Origin of the sequence: Streptomyces endophyticus (assembly GCF_035798155.1) — a bacterium.
Classification (GTDB): domain Bacteria; phylum Actinomycetota; class Actinomycetes; order Streptomycetales; family Streptomycetaceae; genus Streptomyces; species Streptomyces endophyticus.
Genome location: NZ_JAOZYC010000128.1, coordinates 1 through 15,513, shown reverse-complemented (window position 1 = coordinate 15,513; position 15,513 = coordinate 1). Strand labels below are relative to the sequence as shown.

Genomic DNA, 15,513 nt, shown 5'->3' with positions numbered 1-15,513 from the left:
AGGGGCTGGATCAGGCCAGCGCGTCTTCCGCGTCGAGCGTGACGCCGACCGCCTGGATCACAGACGCGATCTTGAAGGCCTCCTGCACGACCTCACGGTCGACACCGGCCTTGCGCAGCACCTGCTCGTGCGAGTCGAGGCACATCCCGCACCCGTTGATCGCCGAGACCGCGAAGGACCACAGCTCGAAGTCGACCTTGTCGACCCCCGGGTTGCCGATGACGTTCATCCGCAGACCGGCGCGCATCGTCCCGTACTCGTTGTCCGAGAGCAGGTGACGCGTGCGGTAGAAGACGTTGTTCATCGCCATGATGGCGGCAGCCGACTTCGCGGCGGTGTACGCCTCGGGCGACAGGTTCGCCTTCGCCTCGGGCTCCAGCTCGCGCAGCACGCGCGGGGAACGGGAGGCGATGGCGGTCGCCAGGACCGTGCCCCACAGCTGCTGGGCCGGAAGGTCCGAGTTGCCGATGACCGAGCCCAGGTTCAGCTTCAGGTCCTTGGCGTAGTCCGGAACGGCGGACTTCAGCTCATCGAGGGCCATGCTCACTCACCGGCCAGCAGCGCGACCGGGTCCAGGGTGTTCTCGCCCTGGGTCCAGTTGCACGGGCACAGCTCGTCCGTCTGGAGGGCGTCGAGGACCCGGAGGACCTCCTTGGGGTTACGGCCGACGGAGCCGGCGGTCACCATCGTGAACTGGATCTCGTTGTTCTGGTCGACGATGAAGACGGCGCGCTGCGCGAAGCCGTCCTCGCCCTCGATGCCGAGGTCACGCATGAGCTCGTGCTTCGAGTCGGCCATCATCGGGAAGGGCAGGTCCGTCAGGTCCGGGTGGTCCTTGCGCCAGGCGTGGTGCACGAACTCGGAGTCACCGGAGAAGCCGAGGATCTGGGCGTCACGGTCGGCGAACTCCTCGTTCAGCTTGCCGAACGCGGCGATCTCGGTGGGGCACACGAAGGTGAAGTCCTTGGGCCACGCGAAGACGATCTTCCACTTGCCCTCGTAGGTCTTGTGGTTGATCTGCTCGAACTCAGCGCCCTTCTCCAGCGAGACACAGGCAGTCAGGTCGAACTCGGGGAACTTGTCACCGACAGTGAGCACACGAACTCCTTGCAGTAGGAAGCATCCCTTTTGGGGCTGTTTCCATGGGTTGGACTGTTGAAGATCGTGGCACAGGGTGCATTGATTACGGAAATAGCTAGACTCGGTCATGTTGATCGGAGGTGGCTATCAGTGGCCGTACAGAACGGAAAGCCCGTGGGGGCCCGGCGCAGGCAGCCGAGCCTGGCGCAGCTGCGGGCGTTCGCCGCGGTCGCGGAGCATCTGCACTTCCGGGACGCGGCGGCGGCGATCGGGATGAGCCAGCCCGCGCTGTCGGGCGCGGTCTCGGCGCTGGAGGAGACGCTGGGGGTGACCCTTCTCGAGCGTACGACGAGAAAGGTGCTGCTCTCGCCGGCCGGGGAGCGGATCGCGGTGCGGGCCAAGGTCGTGCTCGACGAGGTCGGCGCGCTCGTCGAGGAGGCCGAGGCGGTGCGGGCGCCGTTCACGGGGGTGCTGCGGCTCGGCGTGATCCCCACGGTGGCGCCGTATCTGCTGCCGACGGTGCTGCGGCTCGTCCACGAGACGTATCCCGACCTGGACCTCCAGGTGCACGAGGAGCAGACGTCCTCGCTCATCGAGGGCCTGGGGGCGGGGCGACTCGATCTGCTGCTGCTCGCCGTGCCGCTCGGGATGCCGGGGGTGAGTGAACTGCCCTTGTTCGACGAGGACTTCGTGCTCGTCACGCCGCTCGACCACTGGCTCGGCGGCCGGGAAGGGATTCCGCGTGAAGCGTTGCGGGAGCTGAACCTGCTGCTCCTGGACGAGGGGCACTGCCTGCGCGACCAGGCCCTCGACATCTGCCGGGAGGCGGGTCGCGACGACGCCCCCGTCGCCACGACCGCCGCCGGGCTCGCCACGCTGGTCCAGCTCGTCGCGGGCGGCCTCGGAGTGACGCTGCTGCCGCGCACCGCCGTGTCCGTCGAGACCAGCCGGAGCAGCCAACTGCTCACCGGGTACTTCGCGGAGCCCGCCCCCGCGCGCCGCGTGGCCTTCGCCATGCGCACGGGGGCGGCGCGCTCCGCGGAGTACAAGGAGCTGGCGCAGGCCCTGCGAACCGCCTTGCGGGGCCTGCCGGTTCGCATCGTTGGTGAGGGCTGAGCGTCACTCCGTCCGCAGGCCCTCCGCCCGCATCATGCGGTACAGCGGAGGCAGGGACAGGAGGGTCACCACTGCGATGAGGGCGGCCGCCACCCCGCTCAGGGGGAGGAACAGCAGCCAGTCGGTGACCGGCTTGCCGACGAGGCGCAGCATCAGCCAGCCGAGCGTCAGCCCGCCCGTCACGGCCATCGCCATGCCGAGGACCACCGGGATCGCCGTCTGCCAGAGCACGGACCAGGCGAGCGTCGAGCGCTTCGTGCCGTAGGCGACGAGCACCGACAACAGCCGCCTGCGCTCGCGGAGTTGCTCGATCTGCGAGACCAGCATCGACGCCGCGATGATCACCATGGTGAGGGCCGCGGCCGTGAAGAGGGCCGTGCGGATGCTCGCGTACTCCTTGTCGCGGGTCGCCAGCTCGTACGTCCACACGTGCATGCCCGGGTCGACCGCGAACGCGGTGTTGCGGACCTGGTCCGCCGCGTCGGGCACGCTCTCGTCGATCTGGATCTGCGCGCTGGTCGACGCGGTGTGCAGGGTCGCCGGGTCGAGGGCGCCGGGGGTGGCGAGGATACCGCCGTAGTACTCGCCCGCCGGGTCCTTCCGGGAGTCGACGGTGCGCACGTCCCCGGGCAGCTTCCAGTGCACCGGCTTCAGGCCGGTGCGGCCCGCGTCCTCGGGGTTGTCCACGACGAGCCGCCCGCCGGGCACGGCGACCTTCTCCAACTCACCGTCGAGGTAGGAGTCGTGGGAGCGGGTGACCCGGAAGACGTCGCCGTCCGAGCACGAGGGCAGGTGGGCCAGCTCGCGCAGCGAGGGGCAGGAGCCGACGGACAGCGAGACGGACGGGGCGTAGCCGTCCGCGCCCGGCTTGGCGCCCACTCGCTCGGCCGAGGTGCTGACCGTGCCGATGACCTTTCGCACGCCCTTGGTGGTCCGGAACTCCTGGACCATCCGGTCGGCCAGCGCACCGCTCGGGAAGTCGGTGTTCGCGCCGATCTGGGCGCGCTTGGGGTCCTGGCCGGTCGAGCTGTTGAAGCTGTCGTTGATGCCGACGGTGAACATCTGAAGGGCGATGCCGCCGGCCACCGCGATGGTGATGCCGGAGATCGCGCGGGTGGCGGCGCTGCTGTTCAACTGGAGCCTGCGGGTCGCCAGTTGCCAGGGCACGGAGCCGCCCCGCAGTCGGCTCACGACGGACTCCACCAGCCAGGGCAGAACCAGCACCATGCCGACGAGGGTCAGCAGGACGCCTCCCGCGATCACGGCCATGTCCATCTGGGACGAGCCCTCGCCGAAGCTGGACAGGAACAGGACCAGGACGCCGATGACGGGGACGGGCAGCCGCCACCACAGCCTGCGGCCGCGCACGCGCCCGCCCCGTACGACACCGAGCGGCTCGATCGCGACGGACCGCAGGGCGAACACCGTGACGGCGATCGCGGACAGCGGCACCGCGAGCAGCACCACCGCGGCGAGCACCGGCACCGGGGTGAAGTCGTCGGGGAACGCCGAAAGGCGCCACACCTCGACGTGCGCGAACACCTGCCGCCCGGCGAAGAAGGCGACGAGGCCGAACGCGAGACCGACGAGCGTGCCGAACAGCGCCTCACCGGCGGCCACCCACCGCGTCATCCGCGCGTCCGCGCCGACGAGTCGCAGCGCGGCGAGTCTGCGGTCGCGCCGCTCGCCGCCGAACCGTACGGCGGTCGCGATGAAGATGGCGATGGGCGCGAGCAGCACCACGCAGCCCAGCAGGATCATCAGCACCAGGGCCGGGTCGAGCGGGTTGTCGTTGCCCGCTCGGCCGAAGCCGTCGACGCGGGTGGCGCCGCGGTCGGTGCTCAGGCTGTCGCTGCCCGCGTACATGTACAGGTCGAAGGGGTCGCTCAGGCCCGCTTCGTGGATGGTGCCGACGTCGCGGAAGTCGTAGCGCTTCTTGAGCAGTTCGCCCTCGGGGGAGTCGAGGAGGTCGCGCAGCGCGGGCGAGACCAGCATCTCGCCGGGGCCCGGCAGCTTGTCGACGCCGGGCGGCAGGACGGGGTGCTCGCCGTCGGCGCTCAGCATGAAGCCGCCGACCGAGACGTCCCGGTACGAGGAGGAGGTGTCGAGCGTGAGCAGCGTGCGGTCCGACGGCTTCACGCTCTCTTCGCTGAAGTCGATCGAGCGGGCGTCGTAGCGGGCGTCGCGGCCGCTCGTGAAGTTCGGCACGGACGCGGCGCCGAGCAGCACGGCGACGCCGAGACCGACGCCGAGCGCCGTGAGCAGCGTACGGATCCAGCCCTCGCGGCCGCCGGAGAAGCCGAAGCGGACTCCGAGCGCGAGGTCGCGCAGGCGGCCCGCGAGGCCGGGCTCCGCGGGTGCGGGCGGGGCCTGGGCGGGGCGGTCGTCGAGGAGGGTCATCGGGCGAACTCCATGTCCCGGGCCTTGCCGTCCCGCACGACGATCTCGCGGTCGGAGTAGGCGGCGACCCGCGTCTCGTGGGTGACCAGGACGACGGCGGCGCCGGTGCTGCGGGCGGCGTCCGTGAGCAGCTCCATGACGCGCTCGCCGTTGAGCGAGTCCAGGGCGCCGGTGGGCTCGTCGGCGAACAGCACGCGCGGCCCCGTGACGAGGGAGCGGGCGACCGCGACGCGCTGGCCCTGGCCGCCGGAGACCTCACCGGGGCGCTTGCCCGCGAGGTCGTCGACCTCCAGGCGCTGGAGCCATTCGACGGCCCGGCGCTCGGCCTCCTTGCGCTTCACGCCGTTCAGGCGCAACGGCAGCGCGACGTTCTCGACGCACGTCAACTCCGGGACCAGCTGGCCGAACTGGAACACGAAGCCGAACTCGCCGCGGCGCAGCGCGCTGCGCTCCGCGTCGGACATGGCGGTCAGGTCGCGGCCGTTGTACGTGATGGTGCCGGAGTCCGGCGGGACGATCCCGGCGAGGCAGTGCAGCAGCGTCGACTTGCCCGAGCCGGACGGGCCCATGACCGCGACGACCTCGCCCGGGTGGACGGAGAAGGAGGCGCCGTCGAGGGCCGGGGTCGGACCGTACGTCTTGTGCAGGTCGGTCGCGGCCAGCAGGGAACCGGCGGGAGTGGTGGGCGAACTCATGAGGGACGTACCTCCGCGGCGAGCTTGTCGAGGCGCGCGGCGGTCAGTTCCAGCCAGCGCAGATCGGCTTCCAGGTGGAACAGGGCGTGGTCGCAGATGAGTTGATCGGCGAGGTCGCCCTTGCGCTTGCGGTCCGTGAGGATGCGCATCAGGCGCAGATGCTCGGCGCGCTGCGCGTCGAGGAGGTCGGTGGCGTCGCGCCGGGTCAGCAGGGCGAGGACGACCTTGGTGTAGAGGGTCGACTGGAGGTACGGCTCCGGCTTCTCCGGCGTCGCGAGCCACTGCTGTACGTCGGTGACGCCGGCGTCGGTGATCGCGTACCGCTTGCGCTCGGGGCCGCCGCCGGCCTCGATCCCGTCGACCTCGACGAGGCCGTTCTTCAGGAGGCGGGACATGGTCGAGTAGACCTGCCCGTAGTGCAGCGGCTTGTCGTGCCCGAACGTCTCGTCGAAGGTGCGCTTGAGGTCGTAACCGTGGCGGGGCCCGGATTCGAGCAGCCCGAGGAGGGTGTGGCCGATGGACATGCGAGGGACTATACACACCGCGTATACGCGGTGTGTATAGCTGGCCCATCAAGCCCCGCAGGCGTTTGAGGCGCGGGGTCCGGGGCGGAGCCCCGTGGCGTTCAGTCGGTCTCGCTGGACGGGGGGCGGCCCCGCCTCGGCAGGGGGCCCGCCGAGCCCGGCAGACGCCCCGCCTCCTTGAGGGCCCGGCGCAGCAGGAACTCGATCTGCGCGTTGGCCGAGCGCAGGTCCTCGCCCGCCCAGCGCGCGAGCGCGTCGTACACCGCCGGATCGAGCCGCAGCAGGACCTGTTTGCGTGCTGGGCGGCGCTCGCGGTCAGGGGGCGGGGTCACTGGTAGAGCGTTCCTGTGTTCACGACGGGCTGGGCCGCGCGGTCGCCGCACAGGACGACCAGCAGGTTGGAGACCATCGCCGCCTTGCGCTCCTCGTCGAGCGCCACGAAGTCCTGCTCGGTGATGCGGGCGAGCGCGTCCTCGACCATGCCCACCGCCCCGTCGACGATCAGGCGGCGGGCCGCCACGACCGCGCCCGCCTGCTGGCGCTGGAGCATCGCCGACGCGATCTCGGGGGCGTACGCGAGGTGCGTGAAGCGGGACTCGATGATCTGGACGCCGGCCGCCTCCACGCGCGCGTGGAGCTCCACGGCGAGCTTCTCCGTGATCTCCTCCGCGTTGCCGCGCAGCGACAGGCCCGCCTCGTCGTGCGCGTCGTAGGGGTACTCGATGGCGATGTGCCGGACGGCCGCCTCGGTCTGCGTCGAGACGAACTCCAGGAAGTCGTCGACCTCGAAGCTCGCCTGGGCCGTGTCCTCGACCTTCCAGACGACGACCGCGGCGAGCTCGATCGGGTTGCCGTACGCGTCGTTGACCTTGAGGACCGCCGTCTCGTGGTTGCGCACGCGGGTCGAGATCTTCGTGCGCGAGGTCAGCGGGTTCACCCAGCGCAGGCCGTCCGTGCGGATCGTGCCCCGGTAGCGGCCGAAGAGCTGGACGACGCGGGCCTCGCCCGGCGCCACCATGTTCAGCCCCGCCATGGCGAAGACCGAGCCGATCGCGACCACGACGCCGATCGCGATGAGCGCACCCCTGGCGCCCCCGGAGTCGGTGGAGCCGGCGATCGCGATCAGGGCTCCGCCGACGATCAGGCCGATGAGGCCGAGCAGCAGGGCGAGTCCGCCGCCGATGCTCTGGGCCGTGAACTCGCGTACGTGCGCCCTCGGCATCTGTACGTCGGGAGTGCTGGGTGTGGCGTCCGTCTCGGGCATGACTGTCCCCGTTTCTCTGAGCTGGTCGTTCGTCGCCGCGCTGCCGCGAACGTGGTCTAGCAAAGTGATATCACTTTATCGCGCTCGGCAACCATCCGCACGTCTCACTCGTCGGTTCCCATGGGGTGGGTGCTGATTGTCACGTCCGATATGGCCGAATCGACGAAGATTCGACATAAGTGACGGGTTAGGTTCTTGAGCCGATTCAGCACGATCGTGAGAACTGGGTTCGTACCCGTACGCCGAGGCGTACACGGACAAGGACAAGAAGCGGAGCGACTGAGGTCATGGGCCGAGCGGATGCGAGGAAGGCGCGCAAGCGCGCGGCGCGGCCGTCGGGCATACGCCGCTTCTTCACCTGGAAGAAGCTCCTGGGCACGTTCTTCGGGCTCGTGCTGCTGTGCATGGGCGCGTTCATCGTGCTGTACCTGGTGATCGACGTACCCGAGGGCAACCCCGACGCCCAGGTGCAGAGCAACGTCTACAAGTACAGCGACGGTGCCACGATGGCCCGCACCGGCAAGGTCAACCGGGAGCTCGTCGACCTCGCCGAGGTGCCCGAGGGCGTCCAGCACACCTTCGTCGCCGCCGAGAACAAGACGTTCTACACGGACAAGGGCATCGACCTGAAGGGCACCGCCCGCGGCATGCTCAACACCGTCATGGGCAAGGGCAAGCAGGGCGGCTCCACGATCACCCAGCAGTACGTGAAGAATTACTACCTGACGCAGGAACAGACCGTCTCCCGCAAGCTCAAGGAACTGGTCATCTCGCTGAAGGTGGACCAGAAGCAGTCCAAGGACGACATCCTCGCCGGGTACATCAACACCAGCTACTACGGCCGCGGCGCCTGGGGCATCCAGGCCGCCGCCCAGGCCTACTACGGCGAGGACGCCTCGAAGCTGTCCGTGCCGCAGGGCGCGTATCTCGCCGCGCTGCTCCAGGCCCCCAATCAGTACGACTGGGCGCTCGCCTCCGACACCGGAAAGCGGCTGGCCAAGGCGCGCTGGAACTACGTGCTCGACAACATGGTCGGCATGCACTGGCTGAGCGCGAGCGACCGGCAGGGCATGACGTTCGACAAGCCGATCCCGCCGAAGGCGGCCTCCGGGCTCCAGGGCCAGGAGGGCTACCTCTACACCGCCGCGCGCGACGAGGTCATGAAGGAACTGAACCTCACGGAGGCGCAGTTCGACGCGGGTGGCTACACGGTCACCCTCAACATCAACCGCAACAAGCAGAAGCAGCTCGAGAAGTCGGTCAAGCAGCAGCTCAACGACAAGCTCGACCGCAAGGACAAGAAGGCCGACGCGCGCGTGCAGGCCGGCGCCGTCTCCGTCGACCCGAAGACCGGCAAGGTCCTCGCCCTGTACGGCGGTGAAGGGCTCAGCGAGCACTACGTCAACAACGCGACGCGCACGGACTACCAGCCCGCCTCCACCTTCAAGCCGCTGATCCTCGCGGCCGCCCTGGAGGACAAGGCCACCACGCAGTCCGGCCAGAACATCACCGCGGACACGATCTACGACGGCACCAGCAGGCGCCCGGTCGTCGACAACGGCGAGAAGGTCGGCTTCGCCCCGCCGAACGAGGACAAGAAGAGCTACGGCCCGGTCACCCTCCAGACCGCCATGAACAAGTCCATCAACTCCGTCTTCGCGCAGCTCGGCGTCGACGTCGGCATGGACCAGGTCATGGCGACGGCGAAGAAGCTCGGCATGGACTCGGGCGACCTCAAGCCGTTCCCCGCGCAGACCCTCGGCACCATGGGCGCGAGCCCGATGGAGATGGCCGGTGTCTACGCGACGCTCGACAACCACGGCAAGAAGGTCACGCCGCAGATCGTGAAGTCGGTGTCCAAGCAGGGCGACAGGATCCCGCTCGACGACGCCGTCGGCGAGCAGGTGATCAGCCGCGGCGCCGCCGACTCGGTGACCTCGGTCCTGACCGGTGTGGTCGACGACGGCACGGCGAAGACCTCCGTACGCGACAACGCGGTCCGCGAGGGCCAGCAGGTCGCCGGCAAGACCGGTACCTCCGACGACAACAAGTCGGCCTGGTTCACCGGGTACACGCCGGACCTGGTCACGTCGGTGGGCCTGTTCGGCGAGGGCGCGCTGAAGTCGTCCGAGGCGGGCGCACACGTGTCCATGGAGGGCGCCGGTGGCCTGCCCCGTGTCGACGGCGGCAGTTTCCCGGCCCAGATCTGGGCGCAGTACACCTTCAACTCGTCCAGTGCGAACGGGAAGTTCGACCTGGACACCGACATGGGCAAGGCCGTCCAGCCCACGACGACCGCCCCGGCCACCCCGACCGAGGAGCCCTCCACCGACCCGACGCCGAGCAAGTCGGAGTCGACCGAGCCGACGCCGACCCAGTCGTCGCCGAGCGAGACACCGACGAGCGAGACGCCGACGACGGAGCCGACGCAGACGCTCCCGGTCCCGACCGACAGCCCGACCGCGAGCTGGCCGGACGACCCGGTCGAGCCGGAGAACGGCGGCGGGAACGGGAACGGCAGAGACTGACGCGGGCTACTCGGGGGAGCCGAGCCAGGTGCGGGCCGCCGCGAGGAAGGCCCGCACCCCCAGCTCGATCGTGGGGTCCTGAAGCGGCGCGTACTGCGGCGCGTGGTTCACCGGGATCTCGGCGGGCAGGCCGCGCGAGGCGAGCGTGCCCGCGTCGAGCCCCGCGAAGGCGGCCGGGTCGGCCCCGCCGAAGTGCCAGAACACCGAGGGCACGCCGAGCTCCTTGCCGAACAGGCCGAAGTCCTCGCTGCCGTTGATCGGCTGCGGCAGCACCAGCACACCGTGCTCGCCGAGCGCCCCGCGCAGCCCGTCGATCGTCGTGGCGGTGGCGTCGTCGGTGTTCTCCGTGACGGGGAAGGAGCCGAGCGAGGTGAACTCCGGCTCCTTGGGCGAGCCCGAGGCCTCCGCCTCCGCCCGGACGATCCTGCGCACCGCGGCGAGCACCCGCTCGCGCACCACCGGGTCGACCGAGCGGATGTTGAGCTTCAGCTCGGCCTCGTCCGCGATGATGTTCTCCTTCGTGCCGGCGTGGATCGAGCCCACCGTCACGACGGCCGTCTGCGAGGCGCCGACCTCGCGCGAGACCACGGTCTGCAGGCGCATCACGACGGCCGCCGCGAGGACCACAGGGTCGACCGTCGACTCGGGCGTCGAACCGTGCCCGCCGCGCCCGAAGAGGCGTACGCGGTAGCTGTCGGAGGCCGCCATCACCGCTCCGGGCCGGGTCACCGCGACCCCCGTGGGGAACGGCCCGACGTGCTGCCCGAGACACACGTCCGGCCTCGGGAAACGCTCCGCGAACCCGTCGTCCAGCATGTCCCTGGCGCCCCGGCCGATCTCCTCGGCGGGCTGGAACACGGCGACGACGGTGCCGCGCCAGGCGTCCCGCTCCGCCGCGAGGAGCGCCGTCACGCCGAGCAGACACGTGACGTGCATGTCGTGGCCGCAGGCGTGCATGACCGGCACGTCGTTGCCGTCGCGGTCGGTACCGCGCGCCACGGACGCGTAGGGCAGGCCGGTCGCCTCCAGGACGGGCAGAGCGTCCATGTCGGCACGCAGCAGCACGGTCGGGCCCTCGCCGCTCCGGAGCACCCCGACGACGCCGGTGCCGCCGACGCCCTCGGTCACCTCCCAGCCGCCCTGCTCGCGCAGCCGGGCCGCGACGATCCCGGCGGTGCGGGTCTCCTGGAGGGAGAGTTCGGGGTGGGCGTGCAGGTCCCGGTAGAGCTCGCGCAGGGACGGCAGCAGGCTGTCGAGGGTGGTGTCGGTCATCGGGCCTCTCCTTGGACGGGTACGGGGGTGGGCTCGGGCTCGGCGGGCAGCCGCAGCGCCCGGCGGAAGGTGAGTGTGGTCTGCGGGGTGACGCAGGCGAGGACCGCGGCGAGCACCGCGCCGACGACGAGGAAGCCGAACGCGGCGCCGAACCCGGCCGAGTCCGCGAGCAGCCCCATCGCGGTCGGCGCGACGACGCCACCGGCCTGCCCGCCGAACGTGATCAACCCGGCGGCCGCGCCGGTCAGTTCGGGCGGCAGGCTGCGCAGCGGCACCGCGAAGATCGGCATGTAGCCCAGCGAGGCGGACGCGATCGCCACCGTCATCCAGCCGATGAACGCGGCCGTGCCGGAAGCCGTCGCCATGAGGATCAGGGCGAGTGAGGAGACCGTCATCGCGGGCACCACGATCTTGCGCTGGTTGCCCTCGAAGCGGTCCGCGAGCCGGCCGCCGACGATCACGGCGACGGTCGCGGCGCCCGCGGGCAGGATCGACAGCGCGCCCGCCGAGGTCAGCGCGAGCCCGCGCTCCTGGTTGAGGTACGAGGGCACCCAGGTGTTCAGGCCCCACACGATGATGTCGTAGCCGAAGAACATCCCGGCGAACGCCCACATGGTCCCCGAGCGAAGCACGGTGCGGGTGGAGCCGGTGGGCCGTGCGTCGGCCTCCGTCCGTTCCCGCTCCGGCAGCCACAGGCGGACGGCCGCGTACACGAAGACGCCGACTGCGGCGACGGTGAAGAAGGCCGAGCGCCAGCCGAAGTGGGCGATGAGCGGTGCGGCGATCAGTGGGGCGATGACGGCGGCCACGGCGTTCGACGACTGCACGACGCCGTTGGCGCTCATCCGCTGGCCCGGCGTGGTCCGCTCGCTCACGGCCTTCATCGAGGCACCGGGGAAGATGCCCTCGGCGATGCCGAACAGGAAGCGCACCACGAGCAGGATCGCGAAGGAGCCCGCGAGCCCGGTGAGTGCCGTGAACGCGGACCAGATGAGCAGCGCCCAGCAGGTGACGCGCTTGGCGCCGTACCGGTCGGCGAGCATCCCGCCCGGGATCTGGCAGACGGCGTACGCCACGAAGAACACGGAGACCGCCAGGCCCTGCTGGGCGCGGCTGAGGTCGAATTCGTGGCCGATCGAGGGCAGTGCCAGATTGATGACCAGACGGTCGATGTAGTCGATCAGCCAGGCGGCGAAGAGCAGCGTCACCGTGAGCTTGGCGCCCTTGTCGAGACGCTCACGTGCGGGGCCTTGCGAGGGTGGGACCACAGGCACTCCTTCTAGAGTGGGCGTGCTGGTGTGGGGGGCGGCTCGGAAGTGGGGACAGACTCCGGCCGCCGTGCGAGAAGGGGCCTCAATTGCTGGAAAACGGCAGCCTGTACGGCCTGGTGCCGGAATCCGCCGCCTTCGAGGAGGCCGATCTCGCCCTGATCGACGCCCTCCAGACCGACCCGCGCGCCCCGTGGAGCCGGGTCGGCCCGGCCGTCGGTATCGACGCGACGACCGCGGCCCGCCGCTGGACCCGCCTCGAACGGGCGGGCCTCGCCTGGGTGACGGCGTACGCGGGACCGACGACGGCCACGGTCGCCTACGTGGAAGTGACCTGCACACCGGGCGAGTTGGAGGAACTGACCGCCGGGCTCGTCCGGCTTCCCTGGGTGTTCAGCGCGGAGCACGTGGTCGGTGACTACGATCTGCTGCTCTCGGTCGCGGCGCCCGATCTGCCCGCGCTCGGGCGCCGGGTCAGCGACGACCTGGGGCGGCTGCCGGGCGTGCGCGGCACGCGGACCCGGCTGAGCATGCGGCTCTACCAGGAGGGCAGCGGCTGGAAGGTGCGCGCCCTCGACCGGGCGGGGCGGGCGCGGCTCACCACGGCGGGGCCGGGGCCCGGCGCGCCCTCGCGCCCGTTCCGGCCCCGCGACGAGGTCGACCTGGCGCTCCTTCGGGAGCTGGGCGCGAACGGCCGTGCCGGATATGCCGAGTTGGCGGAGGCCGTCGGCGTCGGCGAGTCGACCGTGCGGCGCCGGCTCGCGCGCGAACTGCGCGACCGGGAGATCCTGCTGCGCTGCGATCTGGCCCAGCAACTGGCGGGCTGGCCCGCCCTCGCCACATACCGGGCGACCGTCCCGCACGGCGAACTCGACCGCACGGGATCGGCCCTCGCCCGCCTCCCGCAGATGCGCCTGTGCACCTCGGTCACGGGCTCCTGCAACCTGCTCTTCCAGGTCTGGCTCCGCGACCTGGACGGCATGGCCACCCTGGAGGCCGCCCTGGACGACCGGTTCCCCGCCCTGCGCGTCGAGGACCGCACGGTGACGCTGCGCACGGTGAAGCGGATGGGGCGGGTGCTCGACGACCGGGGGCGGGCCGCCGGGTATGTGCCGGTGGGGTTCTGACCGCTCAGGCGCCCTGCCAGGGATGCGCCGCGCGCCACGCCGCCATCGACGCGTCCCACCCGTCCCCGGACAGCGCCGTCAGCGACGCGGGGAAGAGGCCGTCCTCCTCCTTGGCGATGTGCCGGTGCAGTTCGTCCGTCTCGTCCTTCAGACGCTGTACGTCGCCGGGGTCCGTGAGGTCGAGGGTGGGCAGCAGCGCGCCGAGCTCGCGGTGCTCGGCGACCAGAGCGTCGATGTAGTCGGCGTACTCCGGATCGTCCCGCATCACCGCGAACAGGCCGTCCTCCTCGCCCTTCCAGTGCGAGGAGAGCTCCCGCGCCATCGCGACGACGAGCGTCCGTGCGGCCGCCACGTCGCCGCGCTCCAACGCCCGCAGCGCGTCACCCGCGGCGTCGGTGACGCGCTCGTGCTCGGCGATGAACTCCTTGATGAGCGGGATCTCACGGCATCCGCAGTAGTGGCACATGGCCACATATCTACGGCACCGGAAGCTCGAACCAGACGACCTTGCCGGTGGACAGGCGCGTCGCGCCCCACCGCCGGGCGAGCCGGTTCACCAGGTAGAGCCCGCGACCGCCCTCGTCCGTCGCCCGCGCCTGCCGCAGCCGCGGCAACTGCGGTACGTCGTCGCCCACTTCGCAGCGCAGCACGTCGGTCCGCAGCAGGCGCAGGGTGACCGGACGCGTGGCGTAGCGCACCGCGTTCGTCACGACCTCGCTCACCAGGAGCTCGACCGAGTCCGTGAGCTCCTCAAGGCCCCAGCGGTCCAGGGCGCTGCGGGCCAGCCTGCGGGCCCGGCCCGGCGCCGCGTCCTCCGGCTCCAGGGTCCAGTACGCGACGTCGCTCGGCGCGATCCCGTCGAACCGGGCGGCGAGCAGCGCGATGTCGTCGTCCCGGTCGCCGGGGCCGAGCATGTCGAGGACGTCGTCGCACAGCGCCTCAAGGGGCGGCGGATGGTCGGGACCGGTCAACTGCGCGGTCGCGGCGAGCCGTTCGCGCAGCTGCTCTATCCCGGTCCATACGTCCCGCAGCCGCGACTCGACGAGCCCGTCCGTGTAGAGCAGCAGCGTCGCGCCCGCCGGGGCGTCCAGCTCGACCGCCTCGAAGTCGACGCCGCCGACGCCGATGGGGGCGCCCGGCGGCACGCGCAGCACCTCGGAGCGCCCGCCGAGGTGCAGCAGGACGGGCGGCGGATGCCCGGCGTTGGCGATGGTGATGCGGTGCGCGACCGGGTCGTACACGGCGTACATGCAGGTCGCCATGCGGTCCGTGCCGAGCCGCTGGGCCTGCTCGTCGAGGTGGTGCAGGACCTCCTGCGGGGGCAGGTCGAGTCCGGCGAGGGTCTGCGCGGTGGTGCGCAGCTGGCCCATGATGGCGGCCGACGTCATCGAGTGGCCCATGACGTCGCCCACGACCAGCGCGACGCGGCTGCCGGGCAGCGGGATCGCGTCGTACCAGTCGCCGCCGACCCGCGCCGTCTCCGCCGCAGGCAGATAGCGCGAGGCGAGCCGCACCCCGGTCGGGCGCGGCAGCGTCTCCGGCAGCATCGTGCGCTGCAACTCGTCCGCGATGTACGCCTCGCGCCCGTACAGCACCGCCTTGTCGATGCCGAGCGCGCTGTGCGTCGCCAACTGCCCCGCCACCAGCAGGTCGTCGGCGTCGAACGCGAGCCGGTCGGGGCGGCGCAGGAACACCGCGGCCCCGATCACCCGGCGCCGGCCGCGCAGCGGGGCCAGGATCGCGCGCTGGCCGCTCGGCAACGCCCGGTCCGAGCCCAGGAGTTCGGGCAGTGCGGCGAGCGCCGCGGCCGAGTCCGCGAACACCGGACGCACACCGCGCAGCACCTCGGCGAGCGCGCCACCGGAGCGCACCTCGCACAACTCGGCGCTTCCCGCGGTCAGTTCCAGCTGTGGAGTGAGGGGGACCGTGAGGCCCGCGCCGTCGGTGTCCGGGTCGGTGGCGGAGTCGGTGGAGTCCGGGATCCGGTCGGTGCGGCGCAGGCGCAGCACCATGGGCCCGGTCGGCCGCTCGTCGCCCACCGGCAGCGGCTCGCGCAGATACACGAGGATCGCGTCGGAGAACGTGGGCACGGTCGCCCGGCACAGGCCCATCACGATCTCGTCGAGGTCCAGGCCGCGGGCGATCCGCCGGGTCGCGGCACCGACGAAGCGGAGCCGGTCGCCGTCGCGCCGCATCGCCGCCGGCTGCCCGCTGGGGCGCGGCTGCCCGGTGCGGCGGT

14 protein-coding genes are annotated in these 15,513 nt (G+C 71.2%); 3 read left to right on the top strand and 11 right to left on the bottom strand.

Annotation, left to right across the window (positions count from 1 at the left end; translation table 11 throughout):
* Positions 1-10 precede the first annotated feature (10 nt).
* A complete protein-coding gene (locus tag OKJ99_RS21290) occupies positions 11-541 on the bottom strand; it encodes an alkyl hydroperoxide reductase (RefSeq protein ID WP_326018640.1) in 531 nt (176 codons plus the stop codon).
* Between the two features lie 2 nt (positions 542-543).
* Positions 544-1,098: a peroxiredoxin gene (locus OKJ99_RS21285; protein ID WP_326018638.1), complete on the bottom strand. Its 555-nt coding sequence runs from the start codon at positions 1,096-1,098 to the stop codon at positions 544-546.
* Between the two features lie 132 nt (positions 1,099-1,230).
* Here OKJ99_RS21285 and OKJ99_RS21280 point away from each other — a divergent pair, with 132 nt between their 5' ends.
* A complete protein-coding gene (locus tag OKJ99_RS21280; protein WP_407700734.1) occupies positions 1,231-2,196 on the top strand; it encodes a LysR substrate-binding domain-containing protein in 966 nt (321 codons plus the stop codon).
* Between the two features lie 3 nt (positions 2,197-2,199).
* Here OKJ99_RS21280 and OKJ99_RS21275 read toward each other — a convergent pair whose 3' ends face one another.
* From OKJ99_RS21275 to OKJ99_RS21255, 5 genes are all read right to left on the bottom strand, one after another.
* A complete protein-coding gene (locus OKJ99_RS21275; RefSeq protein ID WP_326018636.1) occupies positions 2,200-4,596 on the bottom strand; it encodes an FtsX-like permease family protein in 2,397 nt (798 codons plus the stop codon).
* Positions 4,593-5,291, bottom strand: a complete 699-nt coding sequence (locus OKJ99_RS21270; protein WP_326018634.1) for an ABC transporter ATP-binding protein — start codon at positions 5,289-5,291, stop codon at positions 4,593-4,595. The genes OKJ99_RS21275 and OKJ99_RS21270 overlap by 4 nt, the downstream gene beginning before the upstream one ends.
* A complete protein-coding gene (locus tag OKJ99_RS21265; protein WP_326018632.1) occupies positions 5,288-5,815 on the bottom strand; it encodes a PadR family transcriptional regulator in 528 nt (175 codons plus the stop codon). Before OKJ99_RS21265 ends, OKJ99_RS21270 begins: the two co-directional genes overlap by 4 nt.
* Positions 5,816-5,916: 101 nt before the next feature.
* On the bottom strand, positions 5,917-6,147 hold the full coding sequence (locus OKJ99_RS21260; RefSeq protein ID WP_326018630.1) for a hypothetical protein: 231 nt from the start codon (positions 6,145-6,147) through the stop codon (positions 5,917-5,919).
* Positions 6,144-7,079: an SPFH domain-containing protein gene (locus OKJ99_RS21255; protein WP_326018628.1), complete on the bottom strand. Its 936-nt coding sequence runs from the start codon at positions 7,077-7,079 to the stop codon at positions 6,144-6,146. The genes OKJ99_RS21260 and OKJ99_RS21255 overlap by 4 nt, the downstream gene beginning before the upstream one ends.
* Before the next feature lie 287 nt (positions 7,080-7,366).
* Here OKJ99_RS21255 and OKJ99_RS21250 point away from each other — a divergent pair, with 287 nt between their 5' ends.
* A complete protein-coding gene (locus OKJ99_RS21250) occupies positions 7,367-9,607 on the top strand; it encodes a transglycosylase domain-containing protein (RefSeq protein WP_326018626.1) in 2,241 nt (746 codons plus the stop codon).
* A gap of 6 nt (positions 9,608-9,613) precedes the next feature.
* On the opposite strand, the gene OKJ99_RS21245 is transcribed toward OKJ99_RS21250, so the two are convergent.
* Both OKJ99_RS21245 and OKJ99_RS21240 read right to left on the bottom strand, forming a co-directional pair.
* The gene (locus OKJ99_RS21245) at positions 9,614-10,879 is read right to left on the bottom strand and encodes an amidohydrolase (protein ID WP_326018624.1); all 1,266 of its coding nucleotides are present in this window, start codon (positions 10,877-10,879) and stop codon (positions 9,614-9,616) included.
* Positions 10,876-12,147, bottom strand: coding sequence for an MFS transporter (locus tag OKJ99_RS21240; protein WP_326018622.1), 1,272 nt, complete (start codon positions 12,145-12,147; stop codon positions 10,876-10,878). The genes OKJ99_RS21245 and OKJ99_RS21240 overlap by 4 nt, the downstream gene beginning before the upstream one ends.
* Positions 12,148-12,236: 89 nt before the next feature.
* On the opposite strand from OKJ99_RS21240, the gene OKJ99_RS21235 reads away from it, so the two are divergent.
* Positions 12,237-13,274, top strand: coding sequence for an Lrp/AsnC family transcriptional regulator (locus tag OKJ99_RS21235; protein WP_326018620.1), 1,038 nt, complete (start codon positions 12,237-12,239; stop codon positions 13,272-13,274).
* 4 nt (positions 13,275-13,278) lie between these two features.
* Here the strand turns inward: OKJ99_RS21235 and OKJ99_RS21230 are convergent, their stop codons facing one another.
* Together OKJ99_RS21230 and OKJ99_RS21225 are read right to left on the bottom strand one after the other, a co-directional pair.
* Complete coding sequence (locus tag OKJ99_RS21230) at positions 13,279-13,740, bottom strand: hemerythrin domain-containing protein (protein ID WP_326018618.1); 462 nt, start codon at positions 13,738-13,740, stop codon at positions 13,279-13,281.
* Positions 13,741-13,750: 10 nt separating this feature from the next.
* A partial coding sequence (locus OKJ99_RS21225) for an ATP-binding SpoIIE family protein phosphatase (protein WP_326018616.1) occupies positions 13,751-15,513 on the bottom strand: 1,763 nt, incomplete at its 5' end.

Excerpts from the sequence above, each read along its gene's own strand:
- OKJ99_RS21290 (WP_326018640.1), bottom strand. The coding sequence starts at position 541 with ATGGCCCTCGATGAGCTGAAGTCCGCCGTTCCGGACTACGCCAAGGAC.
- OKJ99_RS21275 (WP_326018636.1), bottom strand. The coding sequence starts at position 4,596 with ATGACCCTCCTCGACGACCGCCCCGCCCAGGCCCCGCCCGCACCCGCG.
- OKJ99_RS21270 (WP_326018634.1), bottom strand. The coding sequence starts at position 5,291 with ATGAGTTCGCCCACCACTCCCGCCGGTTCCCTGCTGGCCGCGACCGAC.
- OKJ99_RS21265 (WP_326018632.1), bottom strand. The coding sequence starts at position 5,815 with ATGTCCATCGGCCACACCCTCCTCGGGCTGCTCGAATCCGGGCCCCGC.
- OKJ99_RS21255 (WP_326018628.1), bottom strand. The coding sequence starts at position 7,079 with ATGCCCGAGACGGACGCCACACCCAGCACTCCCGACGTACAGATGCCG.
- OKJ99_RS21250 (WP_326018626.1), top strand. The coding sequence starts at position 7,367 with ATGGGCCGAGCGGATGCGAGGAAGGCGCGCAAGCGCGCGGCGCGGCCG.
- OKJ99_RS21245 (WP_326018624.1), bottom strand. The coding sequence starts at position 10,879 with ATGACCGACACCACCCTCGACAGCCTGCTGCCGTCCCTGCGCGAGCTC.
- OKJ99_RS21230 (WP_326018618.1), bottom strand. The coding sequence starts at position 13,740 with ATGTGCCACTACTGCGGATGCCGTGAGATCCCGCTCATCAAGGAGTTC.